Source organism: Rheinheimera sediminis, assembly GCF_004005375.1.
GTDB lineage: Bacteria > Pseudomonadota > Gammaproteobacteria > Enterobacterales > Alteromonadaceae > Pararheinheimera.
This window is the reverse complement of the sequence record NZ_RZUF01000003.1, coordinates 91731-108639: the sequence shown is the minus strand read 5'-3', so window position 1 is coordinate 108639 and position 16909 is coordinate 91731. Positions and strand designations below refer to the sequence as shown.

General features: G+C 47.5%; 14 protein-coding genes and 1 riboswitch. Of the genes, 9 read left to right on the top strand and 5 right to left on the bottom strand.

The genetic code is table 11. From position 1 onward, the window contains the following. Positions 1–19 precede the first annotated feature (19 nt). Positions 20–1423 (bottom strand): sigma-54-dependent transcriptional regulator, encoded by a 1404-nt coding sequence (locus tag EMM73_RS02640; RefSeq protein ID WP_127684908.1) that lies wholly within the window; start codon positions 1421–1423, stop codon positions 20–22. Next, positions 1416–3299 (bottom strand): sensor histidine kinase, encoded by a 1884-nt coding sequence (locus tag EMM73_RS02635; RefSeq protein WP_261373307.1) that lies wholly within the window; start codon positions 3297–3299, stop codon positions 1416–1418. The genes EMM73_RS02640 and EMM73_RS02635 overlap by 8 nt, the downstream gene beginning before the upstream one ends. Positions 3300–3602: 303 nt before the next feature. Here EMM73_RS02635 and EMM73_RS02630 point away from each other — a divergent pair, with 303 nt between their 5' ends. The 5 genes from EMM73_RS02630 (at position 3603) to EMM73_RS02610 (ending at position 7999) form a co-directional block, all read left to right on the top strand. Continuing rightward, positions 3603–5042, top strand: coding sequence for a cytochrome ubiquinol oxidase subunit I (locus EMM73_RS02630; protein ID WP_127684907.1), 1440 nt, complete (start codon positions 3603–3605; stop codon positions 5040–5042). After that, positions 5042–6085, top strand: coding sequence for a cytochrome d ubiquinol oxidase subunit II (gene cydB, locus EMM73_RS02625; RefSeq protein WP_186435100.1), 1044 nt, complete (start codon positions 5042–5044; stop codon positions 6083–6085). Before EMM73_RS02630 ends, cydB begins: the two co-directional genes overlap by 1 nt. 303 nt (positions 6086–6388) lie before the next feature. Further along, positions 6389–6706, top strand: a complete 318-nt coding sequence (locus EMM73_RS02620; RefSeq protein WP_127684906.1) for a hypothetical protein — start codon at positions 6389–6391, stop codon at positions 6704–6706. A gap of 110 nt (positions 6707–6816) precedes the next feature. Next, positions 6817–7377, top strand: coding sequence for a CBS domain-containing protein (locus EMM73_RS02615; protein WP_127684905.1), 561 nt, complete (start codon positions 6817–6819; stop codon positions 7375–7377). A 349-nt stretch (positions 7378–7726) separates the two neighbouring features. After that, a complete protein-coding gene (locus EMM73_RS02610; protein ID WP_127684904.1) occupies positions 7727–7999 on the top strand; it encodes a hypothetical protein in 273 nt (90 codons plus the stop codon). 48 nt (positions 8000–8047) lie between these two features. On the opposite strand, the gene EMM73_RS02605 is transcribed toward EMM73_RS02610, so the two are convergent. The 3 genes from EMM73_RS02605 to EMM73_RS02595 all read right to left on the bottom strand — a co-directional run bounded on the left by EMM73_RS02605 (position 8048) and on the right by EMM73_RS02595 (position 12613). Then, positions 8048–8905 carry an SMP-30/gluconolactonase/LRE family protein gene (locus EMM73_RS02605; protein WP_127684903.1) on the bottom strand — a complete coding sequence of 286 codons (858 nt, stop codon included), beginning with the start codon at positions 8903–8905 and terminating at the stop codon, positions 8048–8050. Positions 8906–8925: 20 nt separating this feature from the next. Continuing rightward, positions 8926–10437 carry an FAD-binding oxidoreductase gene (locus tag EMM73_RS02600; RefSeq protein WP_186435099.1) on the bottom strand — a complete coding sequence of 504 codons (1512 nt, stop codon included), beginning with the start codon at positions 10435–10437 and terminating at the stop codon, positions 8926–8928. 127 nt (positions 10438–10564) lie between these two features. After that, a complete protein-coding gene (locus EMM73_RS02595) occupies positions 10565–12613 on the bottom strand; it encodes a TonB-dependent copper receptor (protein WP_127684901.1) in 2049 nt (682 codons plus the stop codon). A gap of 230 nt (positions 12614–12843) precedes the next feature. Between EMM73_RS02595 and EMM73_RS02590 the strand changes: the two genes are divergently transcribed. The 4 genes from EMM73_RS02590 (at position 12844) to thiS (ending at position 16909) form a co-directional block, all read left to right on the top strand. Continuing rightward, on the top strand, positions 12844–13119 hold the full coding sequence (locus tag EMM73_RS02590; protein WP_127684900.1) for a helix-turn-helix domain-containing protein: 276 nt from the start codon (positions 12844–12846) through the stop codon (positions 13117–13119). Positions 13120–13435: 316 nt separating this feature from the next. Then, positions 13436–13551, top strand: a riboswitch (TPP riboswitch). Positions 13552–13666: 115 nt separating this feature from the next. Continuing rightward, positions 13667–15625 (top strand): phosphomethylpyrimidine synthase ThiC, encoded by a 1959-nt coding sequence (thiC, locus tag EMM73_RS02585; protein ID WP_127684899.1) that lies wholly within the window; start codon positions 13667–13669, stop codon positions 15623–15625. Next, on the top strand, positions 15622–16704 hold the full coding sequence (locus tag EMM73_RS02580; protein WP_127684898.1) for an FAD-dependent oxidoreductase: 1083 nt from the start codon (positions 15622–15624) through the stop codon (positions 16702–16704). The genes thiC and EMM73_RS02580 overlap by 4 nt, the downstream gene beginning before the upstream one ends. Beyond that, positions 16697–16909, top strand: coding sequence for a sulfur carrier protein ThiS (gene thiS / locus EMM73_RS02575; RefSeq protein WP_127684897.1), 213 nt, complete (start codon positions 16697–16699; stop codon positions 16907–16909). The genes EMM73_RS02580 and thiS overlap by 8 nt, the downstream gene beginning before the upstream one ends.

Here is a 16909-nt window from a genome sequence, read left to right as displayed (position 1 = left end):
TGTCTGAGTATAGGTTGGATTACTCATCACCCAAATCTGTCAGGCCGTAACGCTCAATTTTTTTCAGTAAGCCCTGACGGGAAATACCCAAAATACGCGAGGCTTGACTCTTATTACCTCTATGTTGGGCCATGGCCTGTTGAATTAAACGGATCTCCAATGCTTTGACCTGTTCATCCAGACTACTTAAATCCGATCCTGGCAAGAGTTCGCTGTCTGTCGGAGTGCTTTGATGCTCCAGATGCAGCAGTTGAATATCTGCAACCCGGATCACCCCTTGTTGGGCTATAGCAGCGACACTTTCCAGTGTATTCTTTAATTCGCGCACATTCCCTGGCCAGTGTTTTTGCAAGAACCAGCTGATAGCCGCCGACTCCAATTGTAGTTTCAGGCCATACTGCTGGCTTAGTTGTTCCAGAAAAAACTGGATCAGCAAAGGAATATCTTCCCGCCGCTCATCCAAAGCCACTGTTTCTATGGTGACCCCTTTGATACGGTAATACAGATCTTCGCGAAACTTACCTTGTTTCACTAAGTCAGGCAGATTGGCATTGGTGGCCGACACTAAGCGGATATCAATTTTTTGCTGCTCACGCCCGCCAACAGGATAAAAAGTGCCCTCTTGCAGCACCCGCAGTAATTTCACCTGCATCGCCAGCGGCATTTCGCCAATTTCATCCAGAAACAAAGTACCGCCATCCGCCAGTTTTAATAAACCCTGCCGGTCTTTATCTGCACCGGTAAAAGCTCCTTTGACATAACCAAACAGCTCACTTTCCAACAGTTCAGCCGGAATAGCACCACAATGAACTGAGACAAAAGCTTTGCCCGATCGTGGGCTTAGTTCATGCAAAGCTCGCGAAATCACTTCTTTACCTGTACCGGATGGCCCTGTCACCAGCACCCGCACTTCTGTAGGTGCTATACGTTGCACTAAGGTACGAACTGTTTCCATATGCCGCGAATGACCAGCCAACTTCGGCAAAAAACTATGCTGCTGCAAACCTTGTTTTAACTGACTCAGCTCTTTTTCCAGCTGATGTTTAGTGATAGCCCGTTTTACCACTACAGCCAATAATTCTGGATCTATGGGTTTGGCAATAAAGTCCCACGCGCCCTGAGCTATAGCCTGCAATGCCAGCTCCCGTTCGGCATGTCCGGTTAAAATAATCACAGGCCTGCTGGAGAATTCAGGCACAGCAGCCAGCGTATGGGCGGGGTCAAACGCAGGTGGTAACGCCAAGTCCAATAAAATTAAGTCGGCATCAAACTGCTGCAATTTACTGCGGGTTTCTTCCAGATTAGCAGCTGCTGCCACCTGATAACCTTGTTGCTGTAAAAAACGTTCGGCTAATAAACGAAAGGCCGGTTCGTCATCCACTATTAAAATGCGCGCCTGTGCAGGCGTGATAGCGCTAAACATAAGGAGTATCCTTCGGAAACTTTGGAAACAAAAGTTCAAAACTGACAGGCCAGCCCAAATCAGTACGGAAACTGATCTGGCCCTGATGGGCATCCATAATACGTTTCACTATGGCCAAACCTAAACCACTGCCACCGCTACGTTTGCTGATAAAGGGCCGGAATAATTGTTGTGTGGTTAAACTGGCATCCAAAGCCGGACCATTGTTATGCACCCTAAACCGGATTTGATGCTGTAGATCAGTCACTTCAATCAGCAAAGATGCGTTGGCCAGGTTACGTAAGAACGCATTGGCGTTATCAAATAAGTTTAAGAATACCTGCTGCACTCTGTGCTGATCGGCCTGCAGCATCAAACCAGTTGGTACCTTCAGCTCAAGCTTTACCTGCTGCCAATCGAATTGTTGTAACAAGCTTTGCAACAGAGGTTCAAGTTCCATCTGACTATATTGCAGCTGCAACCGACCTGAGTAGACCAACATATCGGAAATCAGCCGGTCGGCCCTTTTCAGTTGCTGCTGAATATGACCACGCAACTCGGCATCGACACCAGCGGATGCCATCGAAATAATATTCAGCGGGTTACGCAATTCATGCGCCATAGAAGCGGCTAAAGCGCCCATTTCAACCAGATGTTGTTGCGACAACTGCTGTTTTTCAGCTTCAGCCAGCTGCAAAGATTGCGCCAGTAACTCGCAGCTGCTGCCAAGCAAAGAGCCAAAGACTTCGGCCATTAAACGCAGACCAGGTGTTAGATCATCCCAGCCCACCAACTGCACTTGCCATTGGTTTTGTTGTCTGTCGCACCGCAGTTTTAGCTGACTTTGCTCACCGGCTATAGCACCTGGTAGTTCCACCTGCACCTTCTGTGTCAAAGTAGTCGACAATAACTCAGCTGCGGTTTGACTTAGTTGAAGCCAGTTCTGACACTGACCCAATTGCTGCCGCCAGACGTTGATCAACGCCGGATCCAAAGTGGCACCAGGGTAAATCAAGCGTTCAGCCAATTTAGCCACAGGCCGGTAACAGGCGGCTGTTAACAACAACACCAGACTGGAATACAACCACAATTGCCAGCCAGGTACATTCGCCAGAGCCTGCATGCCCAACTGACCAAAAATCGAGCTGACCAGTGCCATCAACAACAGCAATAACAAGGACATCACCAGCCAGAGTAAGGCTCTGTTGGCCAGTGCATTCACCGCCAGCATCTGGTAACGCACTACGCCATAGACCAGCAACACCGGATAGCTCGGCAGCAACAACATAGGATAAGGAAACCAGTCCAGCCCAAAGGAAGGAAATACGACCGGAGTCGCCAGCAATAAACCCCAGCCACCCGCTAAAAACATCGCCACTATTGAGCGCTTTTTATTGCCCTGATGATAACGCCAGCCGTACCACAATACGGCATGAGCCAATACACCCAGAACCACTGTGTAGAGCAGATTTAAAAAACCATAAGAGTGAAAAACAAAAACCTGGCCCAAAGCAACACTTTGCAGTACATCAGCGGCATCAAGGCTCCAGCTCAGCAACACCACTAACGAAGTCAGAAAATACAACCAGCCAATATGGCGACGAGCCCAACCCAACCAAGGCGCTCTTACCTGATCCTGCTCGACAAAACGCAACGCAAAATGCAGAAAAAAGGTTGGCATGAAAGGATTAGCCAACAATAAATAGCGGCCAAGCTGCGGCTCATTGTGTAATACGAAAATATGACCCAGACACCAGAGCGCCATCATGGCACCAAAGCCAGCCAGACCTGCCAGCCTGCGCTGATAACGCGAATGCCACCATAACCAACCCGACATCAAGGCAGCACAAGCACTGGTGACTAACATCATCAGCTCAAAAGCTAAAATTAAATCCACAGCTCACCGTTAACTTAGTTGTCACCACTTTGGCTTTGAAGCGTAAACCAAGTTAACAATACCTGCAAACACTAAATTTTATTCATTTAAAATCATCACGTTATAAATACATGAAATTATGGCCTGATTCTGGCACTACAAAGCTAAGCAGCCTGAATGCTGTATAACTTGTCAACAAAGAGAACACTATGCCTGACCTGTCGATTTTTGCAGCCGAACTGCTGACCATGTTGCTGTTGTTATCCGTGGCCATAGCGCCTGCTGCGCTTAGCCGGATCAAAACGTCTAAAAACTGAGGTAGTTATGGAACTTGATGTCAGTATCCTATCCAGGATCCAGTTTGCTTTTACGGTAAGCTTCCATATTATTTTTCCTTCTATCACCATAGGTTTAGCCACGCTGATTGCGATCTGGGAAGGCTTATGGCTGAAAACCGGTAATCCGCAGTATCTGCAACTGGCTAAGTTTTGGATCAAACCTTTTGCCATTACCTTTGGTATGGGAGTGGTGTCGGGCATTGTCTTGTCTTATGAGTTTGGTACTAATTTCTCCAAATTCTCAGAAATGGCAGGTGCAGTGATTGGGCCTTTAATGGCTTATGAAGTACTGACTGCCTTTTTCCTTGAAGCTGGCTTTTTAGGGGTAATGTTATTTGGCTGGCAGCGTGTCAGCGCCAAAATGCATTTTTTCGCCACTGTCACAGTTGCAGTGGGCACCTGGATCTCTGCGTTCTGGATTATTGCGGCCAATTCATGGATGCAAACCCCACAAGGGCATCAGTTTGTTGATGGTAAATTTGAAGTCGTCAGCTGGATAGAAGTAATTTTTAACCCCTCTATGCCCTACCGCTTTTTCCATATGTTATTAGCCGCTTTTATCACAGCCACTTTTGTGGTGATGGCTACTCATGCCTGGTATTTACGCAAAGGCCAACATATAGATTTTGGCCGCAAGGGGTTGTCTATGACCTTATGGATAGCTTTGGTGTTGACCCCGCTGCAAGCCTGGGTGGGTGACTTACATGGCTTAAACGTGAAGGAACACCAACCAGTGAAACTGGCGGCCATGGAAGGGATCTGGGCAGAAAAAGAAGCCAATGTTCCGCTGTTATTATTTGCTTTACCTGATATGAAAGCTGAAAAAAATCACTATGAAGTGGCAGTGCCAGGATTGGCAAGCTTAATACTGACGCACAGCTGGGATGGTGAGTTGCAAGGCCTAAAGTCAGTGCCCGCAGCCGACAGACCTAATGTGCCTATGGTGTTTTTCAGCTTCCGCATCATGGTGGGTATTGGCCTGCTGATGATAGGCGTTGCGCTGCTGGGCGCTTACCTGCGCTGGCGTGGCACCTTGTATCAAAGCAACTGGTTCCTCTGGCCTGTCAGCTTGATGGCTCCTACAGGAATTATCGCGGTGTTAGCAGGCTGGTATGTGGTTGAGATTGGTCGTCAGCCCTGGATTATTTATGGTTTGGTGCGCACCAGTGAAGTGGTCAGCCCTTTACCTGCAGAACGGGTATTATTTTCGCTGACCTTGTTTGTGCTGACCTACAGCCTGCTGTTTGCTGTGTATCTGTACTTTATGCGTAAGCTAATCAAAAAAGGCCCGGCACCTATCGATCACCTGCAACAACAACGTATAGGCGTAAAAGCTTCGGGTTATGCGCTGTCTTTTACCAAAACCTTAGCCACTGATGCTGAAACATCAAATTCCCCTGCCACTGAAACAAAAGGAGCCTACTAATGGAGCTGGAACTGGGTTTAGGCCTGTTTTATCTATTACTGCTTGGTTTTGCCATTCTGATGTATGTGCTACTGGATGGTTTTGACTTAGGCATGGGCATTTTATACCCCTGGTTTAACAGCGATGCCGAACACGATCATTTGATGCGGTCTGTCGCTCACGTCTGGGATGGTAACGAAACCTGGCTAGTGTTTGGCGGCGTCATATTATTTGGAGCCTTCCCTGCCGCTTATGCCGCTATTGCCTCGACTTTTTATCTACCGATAATACTGATGCTGATAGGCTTAATTTTCCGTGGTGTAGCTTTTGAATACCGATTTAAATCAGACACTTCAAAGAAATATTGGAACTCAGCTTTTGCCATTGGATCCAGCCTTGCTGCGTTCTGTCAGGGCCTGATGCTGGGCACTTTAGTACAAGGTGTACCAACAGATTTTATTGACCAGTCCAGTTTTAGCTGGCTCAGCCCTTTCAGCTTATTTTGTGGTTTAGCCGTAATGGCGGGTTATGCCCTGCTGGCCTGCTGCTATCTGGTGATGAAAAGCCGTGGCGAGCTGCAACACAAAGCAGCCCGTTATGGTCAGCGTTTAGTATTGATTGTGATGTTATCCATGCTGCTGGTCAGCCTCTGGACTGTCTGGATTGAGCCGGAAATTCGGGCTCGCTGGTTTGGCGGCTGGCATGCGTTATGGTTAATCCCACTGCCTCTGTTGTCGATGCTTGCCGCCCGTTTATTATTCCGCGACTTAGGCCGGGTAAACCGCAGCCATAAAGCTGAAACCGCAGTGCAGCAACGTCATGAAGAAAGGCCGTTCTGGCTGGCTTCTGGCTTGTTTTTGCTGGCTTTTGTCGGTTTACTGGTCAGTGTGTTTCCTTACTTGCTGCCACGCCAACTGACCTACCTGGAAGCCGCAGCGCCTGACAGCAGTCTGATGTTTATGCTGCCAGGCATCTTTATCTTTCTACCTCTTATTTGTGCTTACACTTTATGGGGCTATAAGATTTTTGCTGGAAAAATTGAAGATTATCAGGAGGGCTACTGATGAAATGGTTCAATAAACTTTCCCAGGGCCAGTGGTTTGTGTTGTTGTATCTGACAGGTTTTTTAACTTTGCTGCTGGTCGCCTGGCTGTTAAAACAGGGCATGAAGTTTTTATGAAGCACTAAAAAAATCAACAACTTTCATCTATTAAACAGCAGACTTTTATTGATCTGACACAAGGAAAGTGTCGATCTTTAAAATAACCCTTATCACTTTTTTCATTTCTTTTATTTGCATTTTAAAAAACAACGCTGCTATAGTCAGGAGAAGGCCAAGCTGTATTGGTTTATTCCGGGCGCGAAAAATGAAGTATTTAAGTTTTATCGCAGTGTTGTTTTACCTGAGTTTGCTGTTTCCTTCAGCAGGCCATTCTGCATCCAGCAGTTGGGTAGATTTACAGCAGGCGAATAAAAACTTCACCGTTGCTCTGGTGGCCTCTGCCACTCATTCCACTGTCGACTTAACAGAAACTTCAACTGATGACGATAAAGGTGCCGCCTGCTGGAATAGCTTTGAATTTCCCGCAGCACAAAATCGTTTTTATCAGCAACCAGATACAAACTTCAATAAAGCGCAGCAAAGCTGTTATGCAGCGCGTGCGCCACCAGTACACCTCTCTTAATTCATTGAAATAGTCAGAGTTTCAGGCTTCATCGCCATAGATCTGACGACATCCATTGATTGTATTGATATTCGGTTCGCTGCCTCTGAGCGGACTGACGAGAGGTTTCTATGAAAAAGTTAAATTTATTCAACGTTGACGTGATAGATCATTTAGTTCAGCCCGCTGAATTTGCCGAAGCAACGTTAAATTCAGCGGCGCTGGATTTCCTGTCTGATTTTAAAACCAACAGCCCTATGATGATTGATTCTGGCACCTGTGCAGTCGAAGCAGAGGATATGATGAATCACGAGCATAGCAAGCTAAAACTGGTAATAGACGCCAATCAGGAACTGATTGGTTTAATCAGCTACGAACAGTTGTCTATCCAGAATGTACTGCAACGCTTAGGCAAAGGGGTCAATCGTACTGACCTGACAGTAGCTGATTTAATGCGTCCACGCGATAAAATCAAAGCCTTGGCCTATCAGCAAATCAAACACTGCTCTATCGGCGATGTGCTGAGCACTCTGCAACACAATGGCGAGCAGTATTGTTTAGTAATAGATACCGAATCTCACCATATTCGGGGCGTCATATCCGCCAGCGATATCGCCAGCCGTCTGCATATTCCGGTTCATATTGAAAAAGTGCCGACTTTTTTGAATATTTTTGACCATGTGTATGCCTGATTGCTCTTTGCCGAGCTGCTAACCCGGCCCGGCAACAATGTTTTCTCCTAGTTTTCCCTGTTTCGTCCTCATTCCCACGAAACAGGGTTTTGAAAGCCGCCACAGAGTACAGGTACCTCCAAAGACCTCCCTCTGTCAGATGTTCTGGTTTATGGCGGCATTTTCCTTTTCAGCGGACGCAAGTCGCTCTACTTGCTGATTTTCTCACCCTTGTAACGGCTGAGTTTATGCCAGCATTTTCCTTACCCGACGGCCATAGCAAATTCAGTAGCAAGGATTTCACTAAAGCTTTCCCGATCACGGCAGATATAGAAACATCAGGTTTTACTGCTGTTGAAAGGAGACATACATGAACGAAGCCAACCGCTTACAACGCATGCGTGAACTTGGAGTAAGGCTGCAGGAACTGCGTTTACTGCCTTCGCACTCGGTGAACTCTTATGCTGGAGCTGCGCTGAATTTTCTGTTTCAGCATCATCAAATTAAAAAGCCTGCAGGTGCACCTCTAGATGACAGTTTAAGAGCTCTCGCAGTAGGTTTAGCGCTGAAACATAAAATGCTGACCAGGCCTGATCCGGACAAAGTGATCGACTTTTTTTGCCGCCACTATCAGGTGCATTAACCACACAAGCCAATTTCGATGAAAGCTGCAAAAAAGCAGCTTTTTGCGTCAGAGCTTTATCAGCTCAACAGCGCCACGTTTTTGCATAGTGACATATAACAAGCCTGGGTCTTTTTGCGAAAAAGTGACATTGGTCGGAAACTCACCTTTTAACTTGTATTCTTTCAGCAAAGTGCCGTCCGGGCTCACTTTAGCAACCACACCTTTACCATAACGCGCTATATAAAGATTGCCTGCAGCATCACAGCGCATGCCGTCTAAGCCAAAATCAGGGAACTGGATCAACAGTCTTTTATTGCTGGCGTTAAATTTGTCATCCAAATCATAAACCCAGACTCTGCGCTGCGCGCTTTCATTGACATACAACCTGGTCTGGTCTGGGCTGATTTCCACTCCGTTGGTGGTACCCATTTCTGTTTCGACCAGACTGGATCTGCCATCTGTTTCAATACGCCACAACTGGCCTCTGCGGTTTTTCCAGTCCGGGTCGCTGGCGAAAATCACGCCGTTAGTGGCTATGGTTAAATCGTTTGGCTGAAACATCAAAGGCTGATGAGCATGCAGCTGCAACTGTTTTCCGTCGTAACGCCAAATATTATGGCCTGTGTAATCTGCTATATACATCAGACCTTTTTGGTCAAAACGTATACCGTTGCCAATGCTGCCTTTAGGTAAAGTCAAAGCTAAGCTCACCTCACCTTCTGGACTGACTTTGCCTATAGTGCCTTCAACGCCATAATTCACTGCATACAGATAGCCGTTTTGATCTGTAGCCGGGCCTTCAATAGCGGCATGAAAAACCCCATCAGCCACAAAATCTGTGCTGTGGATTTTCTGTTCAGCCACAAGGCTGAAAGCTGGCAGGGTTAGTGATAAAAATAATAAATTCAATAGCTTAAACTTCATCCTCTGATATCCCTCTTAGGTCAGGCTGGTGTGATGCCTTGTGCAAATCGTAGTAACCACTGTGGATCGTAACGGCCTTTCAGTTGCTGTAGTTTGCTGTAATGACCCGCATAATAAGCATCAGGCCAGTTTTTAAGTAAAGCGTCTGTGTAGTTTAAATAAGCCCCACCTGTACTGTAAGGCCGCATAACAGTACGCATCTGATTGACCCAAAGCGCAGCATTCTTTAATGAAGTCTCATCAGTACCCACAGGGTAACTCACCATATATTGAGCACAAAATACCGCATCCCTGTGTACAAAAGCGGTCTGATCTATGGCAACTGAACCAATAGCACCGCCCATCAAGGTGAATAAAATACCGCCTGAAAACCCCTGCCGATGTCGCTTAAGCACCTGTTCCAGCAAAGCTGTTAAACCAGCCTGATTAATAGGCTGATTAAAAAAATCCGAACTTCCGGTCATTGCAGTGCGGTTCAGTTTGGCCTGCTCCGACTGATGTGACAGTTTGCATTCAGACATCTCCAACCCATCACAATCACTGAGCATAAAATCCCGATAGGAATGCAAAGCCACTTCCTGGGTCAGCGGCTCTACTTTCAAAAGCTGCAACCAGTTTTGCCATAATTGCTTGGCCTGTTCAGTCAACCCCAGGCTGGTGAGACGTATTTGTACCACCAGTTCACGTTTTGTATCGCCGCTCCACCATAAAGCCACTTGCGACCATAACTGTTCTGGTAACTGCTGACTCCAGTCTTGCCAGGCACTCAGCACAGCTAAAGCGTCTTTCAACGCAAAAGAAGCCCTGCAACTTAAGATATCGCTAGTGGCAAAAGTTTGAAATTTAAAGCGGGTGACTATGCCAAACTGACCACCGCCACCGCCCTGTAAACCCCAGAATAAATTTGCATTGTGCTGCTCACTGCAACGCAGCACTTCGCCATCCACTGTCACCAGTTCAGCCTCGAGCACTGCATCACAGGTTAAACCGTATAATCGGTCTGCAATACCAAAACCGCCGCCTTGAGTTAAACCTGCAATACCCACACCTACGCAACTGCCTGCCGGAATGGAGCGGCCTTTTTTACTCAGTTGGTCGTATACATCGCCTAATTTAGCGCCAGCGCCAATCCAGGCTGTGTTGTCTTCTGGCTGCAACTGAATATCGGCCATCAAAGCTAAGTCCAGCAAAATACCCTGAGTACTGGAGTAACCCGCATAATTATGCCCGCCACTGCGGCCTGTAATAGGCAATTGATAACGACGGGCAAAAGCTAAAACCAGCTGTATATCGGCCTTAGTGGCACAACGCGCTATCACAGCTGGAATAATTGAGTCGTAACGGGAATTGGCCGCTTTATAAAAACGACTAAAACCGTTCTCTGATGGAAATAGCAACTGGCCGGAAAAACTGGCCTTGAGCAGCTGCCAGTCTGTAGCTTCTGGCAAAGCAGTAACAGGGCTGAACTGGCAACCGGATAACGTAGCTACAGCAGCGGCACTGCTTAAAGTTAAAAAATGGCGTCTGTCCACAGGCAAGTCTTTTCAAAATGGCAACCGCAAGCAAATTAGCATAAATTGGCTGAATCTTCTTGCGGCTAAGTTAAACAACCTGAGTTCGCGATAAGCCGTGCCACTGAATAAACTTATCAGTGGTGCTTTAAAAATCACCCTGCCAGTTCCACTGTAATTTCAGCCAGGCCGTGCGACCTGGCTCATTCACTCTTCCTGTTTGCACGTAACCCGGTATAGCGCCGCCCATACCATTGCCGGAAGCACAGCTGACAAACTCAGCATAAGTGCGATCAAACAGGTTATCCACACCAGCGGTGAATAACAAACTAGCCATTGGACGCCAACTGGCATTCAGTGAATACACAGCAAAACCCGGTGTTGCCCCTAAGTCTTTGCCCACTATATTGCCTTTATTCAGATCAAAGCGGTTTTGTGCATCCACCACCCGGACCAGCGAGCCAACAGACCAGTTATCCTGGGCATAACTTAAACCCAGTTTCAGTTCTAGTGGTGATAACTGGGCTAATGCTGTGCCATCCGTGTCATTTTCACCACGCACATAAGCCAGAGTAGCTTCAGTTTGCCAATGCGCTGTCAGCTTGTGCTGTATGCCCAACTCAGCACCATAGCTGCTGGCATCTATGTTGCGAACGAAACCGTTACTTTTCATCCTTGAGCTGTAATCAACCAGAATAAAATCGTCAATTTGATTGTAAAAGGCTGAAACCGACCATTGGGTTTTGTCATTTTTAAACAGGTAACCTGTATCCAGTTGAGTAGTGATTTCGCTTTGTAAGCTATCAAAAGCACTGATACTGCCGGCCGCTTCTTTGGCGATTAGCTCCCAGTAATCAGGAAATCTGGACGTTGTGCCAAGCCCCAGGTACCAACTAGCAGGCTGCTCTGCAAGCTTATGCTCAAAACGGGCAAAGCCACTGTGCAAGTCGTTAGTTCTGCGATCTAAAGCTGTTGGATTAGGTACTGAGCTCATCATGCCTTTAATCACCAGACGCTGATCTTCAGCTTTCCAATGATCCCATCTGTAGCCCGCCACCAGGGTGTTTTGTAGCGAAGCAGCGTAACGCCACTCAGTAAAAACACCAAACTGTGACACTTCGGCATCATCCAGCCAGTTGGTGTAAATGGCTGAAACTGGCGCAGAACGTGAGCTGTGTGCACTTTCTTGGTGATCAACTCCCAAGGTCAGCTTGTGAGCGCTTGCAGGCACTAACACTGCAGAAAAACGGCCACCTTTGGTTTCACGCAATGGGTTGGCGTAACCCATCATGCCGGGCTTACGCAATTGCTGATCATCCATCAGATGATCAACTTCATTATCAAAAGCGTGGAATTTGATTTGTTCCAACCAGGGTTTAATGGCATTTTTCTCGACCCTGAAGTTCAGGCTATCGCGTAAAAAACGGCTGCCATCCATACCACGATCGGCATAAGCAGCTTCACCGTCACTGCGTGACGCAGACAGTTCGACTTTGGTATCGCTGTCCGGTGTCCAGCCCAATGCAATATTGCCACTGTAGCGCTGATAACGCGAATGCACTTCAGTGCCATCGCCATCTTTGTAGTTGTCCGACTGAGAGTTGCTGCCACTTAACAGCAAATAGCCCTTTTCTTGCCCCAATTGCAGATCGGCAAGCTCATCATGACGGCCGAAACTGGCACCTGTAGCACTCAGATGTGCGCGGTAACCCGGTTGCTCAAAAGCTTCGGTAGTGCGCTCAAATAAAATCACAGCAGCGGAATGACCAGCGCCATGAATCACAGATTGTGGCCCCTTAATCACTGTCATCGAGTCATGCAATTCAGGATAAATATAAGCAGTTGGTGCATCCATTCTGGAGTTACAGCCTCCCAATATATTTTCACCATCGACCAAAATGCCTAAACGCGAACCTGCCATACCACGGAATAAAGCATCGCCATCAGCGCCACCTTTGCGGGTCACAGAAAAACCCGGAATGGTTTTTAAATAATCAGCACCATCGTGGGCAGGCAAAGGCTGACGCGCAGCTTTAGGGTCCATGATCAACTGACCAGGGCTATTCAATACCTGGCCTGTGACCGAGACCCGCTCTATCTCCTCATCGTCTTTATTTGCCGGGTCAGCGGCAAGCACAGTGACAGGAAAACAAACTAAACTTAAAGCAAGAGTCAGGCGGGATAGCGGAAAATTCATAAAAACCTTCAGGAAATAGCTAGTTGCATGTCCCTGATTTTACTAAAAAGTTCCGTTGCTACCCATGTGACATATTGTCGCAGGGTTGGGGTATCAAGAATTACGCCTCACCACTGAAGCTAAACGAATAGACAACAACGTTGCCGAAAGTTATCTTATAAGATAACTAAGCTGGTCGCGTAAATAGCGTTAACGCCTGCTCGCGAACGACAAAAAGAGGTTCAACATTTATGAGTCTGCAAATACTAAAACAACGTGCTTTAGATAATCCTGAAGTAAAAGCTGAATACGAGCAGTTGGAGGCTGAATTTAACTTTATTGATCAACTGCTCTCCATGCGCACTAAAGCCGGGCTCACGCAAGAACAGGTTGCACAAAGGATGCAGACACAAAAGAGCAATATCAGCCGCTTAGAAAAAGGTAACTCCAACCCCAGCTGGTCTACGCTGGTGAAATATGCCCATGCCTGTGGTTTTGAGCTTTCGATTAAGTCGCACAAGATCTAAGTTTTTCCCAGAATATTTTACATTGCCCTGCACAATCAGCATCAGATTGCCATGCATCATCCTTCTGAGGCTAAGTCATTGATAGGTAATACTAAGTAACGAAACCCTCTCACCATAAAATAAAGTGTGAAACACGGCTTAAGACTTGACGTTGAGTGGGTCGGGATAAACCCGACCCCTACATTTTTTATCCACTTTTAGGAAAACTTTACGCCGATGACCGCCACCAATTAGCTCACAGAAACCGCAAGTCCAAAACAACGACCCCACCAATTTCCCCTTGCCGCCTGAAAAAAAGCTGTTTATGCTGGCTGCACTTAGCTTGTCGGAGTGCTGCACAAACCTTGTTTGTCAGCTGAGACCGCCCTTGGGCGGAATCCGTGGAACCTGAACAGGATAATACCTGCGGAGGGAAACAAGAGCGCTAATAGCGGCGGTGATCCGTCTGCCTGTTGGCGCACTCATTCGGCTCATCTGTTGATGGCTGTCCACGCTTTTCCCAAGCTCTGTTGAAAATTAACTATTTAATTATTTCATCGGAGTTTATATGTCAGAAAATCAAAACCGTCGTGCCACCCGCGCCGCTGCCGAACAATTTATTCAGCAGTTTCAGGGCCAGCCTTATCCCGCCAGCCGCAAGGTCTATATCGAAGGTGACTTGCCCGGCGTGAAAGTCGGTATGCGTGAAATTGAACTACAGCCCAGTTTAATTGGCGGAACCAAAGACAATCCATTATTTGCACCCAATGCACCGGTTCGTGTGTACGACACCTCAGGTCCCTATTCCTGCCCAGATGCCAAAATAGATATCCGTAAAGGTTTGCCAGCCCTTCGTACCAACTGGATCAAAGAGCGTGGCGATACGGAGCTGGTCACCGATTTTGGTTCTGTCTACAGCAAAGAGCAGTGGCTGGATGAAAGCCTGCAAAGCTTAAGATTTGAGGCTTTAACAGAAAGACGCAAAGCCAAAGCTGGTGTGGCTGTGACTCAACTGGCGTATGCCCGTCGTGGCATTATCACCCCTGAAATGGAATACGTGGCTATTCGGGAAAACTTAAGCCGCGCTAATCAGGCAGCAGCCACTGAAGCCCGAACTCAGCATAGAACCCAGCATCCGGGCCAGAGTTTTGGCGCTAACTTACCCACACAAATTACCGCTGAATTTGTCCGGCAGGAAATAGCAGCAGGCCGTGCTATTTTGCCTGCCAATATCAATCACCCTGAAATTGAACCTATGATTATTGGCCGTAACTTTCTGGTGAAGGTGAACGCTAATATCGGCAATTCAGCGGTCAGCTCGTCTATTGAAGAAGAAGTGGAAAAGCTGCTATGGGCCACCCGTTGGGGCGCTGATACTGTGATGGATTTATCCACTGGCCGTTATATTCATCAAACCCGCGAATGGATTATCCGCAACAGTCCTGTGCCTATTGGTACTGTGCCTTTGTATCAGGCGCTGGAAAAAGTGGGTGGCATAGCCGAAGACTTAAGCTGGGAATTATTCCGCGACACCTTAATTGAGCAAGCCGAACAAGGGGTGGATTATTTTACTATTCACGCCGGAGTGCGCTTAGCTTATGTGCCTATGACGGCCAAGCGCCTGACCGGCATAGTCTCGCGCGGCGGTTCTATTATGGCGAAATGGTGTCTGGCGCATCATCAGGAAAACTTTTTATATCAACACTTTGACGATATCTGCGACATTATGCGTGCTTACGATATCAGCTTTAGTTTGGGTGATGGCCTGCGCCCTGGTTCTATAGCCGATGCCAATGACGAAGCACAATTTGCCGAGCTGAAAACCTTAGGCGAACTAACACACCGCGCCTGGGCTAAAGATGTGCAAGTTATGGTGGAAGGCCCGGGCCATGTGCCTATGCAGCTGATTCGTGAAAATATGCAGTTACAGCTGGACTACTGCGCCGAAGCGCCTTTTTATACCTTAGGCCCACTCACCACAGATATAGCACCGGGTTACGATCATCTGACATCAGCTATTGGCGCTGCTCAGATTGGCTGGTATGGCTGCGCTATGCTTTGTTATGTCACGCCCAAAGAGCATTTGGGTTTACCTGATAAAAACGATGTTAAAGAAGGTTTGATTGCCTACAAAATTGCCGCTCACGCCGCCGATTTAGCCAAAGGCCATCCCGGTGCACAAATCAGGGATGATGCCTTATCCAAAGCCCGCTTTGAGTTCCGCTGGCAAGATCAGTTTAATTTAAGTTTAGACCCGGAACGCGCCCGCTCTTATCACGATCAAACGCTGCCACAGGAATCCGGCAAAGTGGCGCACTTTTGTTCTATGTGTGGCCCTAAGTTTTGCTCGATGAAAATCAGCCAGGATGTGCGCGACTATGCGGCCAGTATTGAAGTGAAACAGCTGGATACAGAGCAGCAACAAGCAGAGATGCAGAAAAAAGCGCAGCAATTCCGAGAGTCCGGTGCAGAACTGTACCACGGCTCAGATAAAACACTGTCAGCGCTGGAGGAGTCACAGCTATGAGCCCGACGCTGCTTATTCTGGGCGGCGGTTTAATGGGGCAATTATGCGCTTTGGCTTTGTCCGAACCCGGACTTTGGCCAAAGCCAGCCCGTATTCGCCTGCTGGAAAAGGCGAGTTTTACCCCTACCCAAGAGCTATATCAACCCAAAGCTGCTGTTGCTGCTGCCGCTATGCTGTCGCCTTTGGCGGAATCTGTGCTTTTAGAGCAGGATTTAGTGGAGATGGGTTATCGTAGCATGCAGTTGTGGCACCAGTTGCAACAGCAACTGCCGGATTTTGGCCTGCAGCAGCAAGGGGCTTTGCTGCTGGCACACCCACAGCAACAGCACCTGTTATTGCATTTGGTCAGTCAAATTAAAGCTCAGCCAGGCTATCAGCCCAAATGGCTGACTAAAACTGCACTGGCAGAACTTGAGCCCTCGTTAGCCAAGCGTTTTCAACATAGTTGTTATTTGCCGGGCGAAGGCCAGCTGGATAATCAGGCTTTTTTAACGCATTCCCTGCAACTATTGCAACAAAGAGGTGTATCGCTGGAAGCTCAGTCTGCTGTTGAGTGTAAAGGCGATCAAATCTGGTGTAATGGTGAGTTACAGCACGCTGATTTGGTGATTGATTGCCGTGGTTTAGGTGCATCTACTGAATTACCACTATTGCGGCCAGTACGGGGCGAAGTGCTCAGAGTGAAAGCACCAGCAGTGAAACTAAGCCGCCCTGTGCGGTTATTCCATCCCCGTTATGCACTTTATATAGCCCCCAAGGGCGAGGGTATTTTTGTGGTGGGCGCTACAGAGTTGGAATCATCCGATCAATCTGGCCCTTCAGTGCGTTCGACACTGGAACTGCTCTCGGCTTTGTATTCAGTAGACCCTGCTTTTGCAGAGGCAGAGATTCTAAGCATACAGGCTTCGGCCCGCCCTGCTTTACCGGATAACAGGCCTGAAATACAGCAAAAACCAGGCCTTATTCGGGTCAATGGTTTATATCGCCATGGTTATTTATTGGGCCCGGCTTTGGCTGAACAAGTGGCTCAACTGGCTTTACTGCAGTTCAGCGAAACTAAGGAGCTGTGTTATGGCTGAGCATCTAAACACAGAGCTAAGCATTTGGCTGAATGGTAAAACCGAAATCTTAAACTCCAGTCAATTAAACGAGCTATTGCCGCGTTTTAAAGCCCCTTTTGCTGTGGCCTTAAATGGCTGTTTTATTGCTGCAAGCCAGTATTCAGACACAGTGCTTCAAGCCGGTGATCAGCTGGATATTGTTAGCCCTATAGCAGGAGGTTAA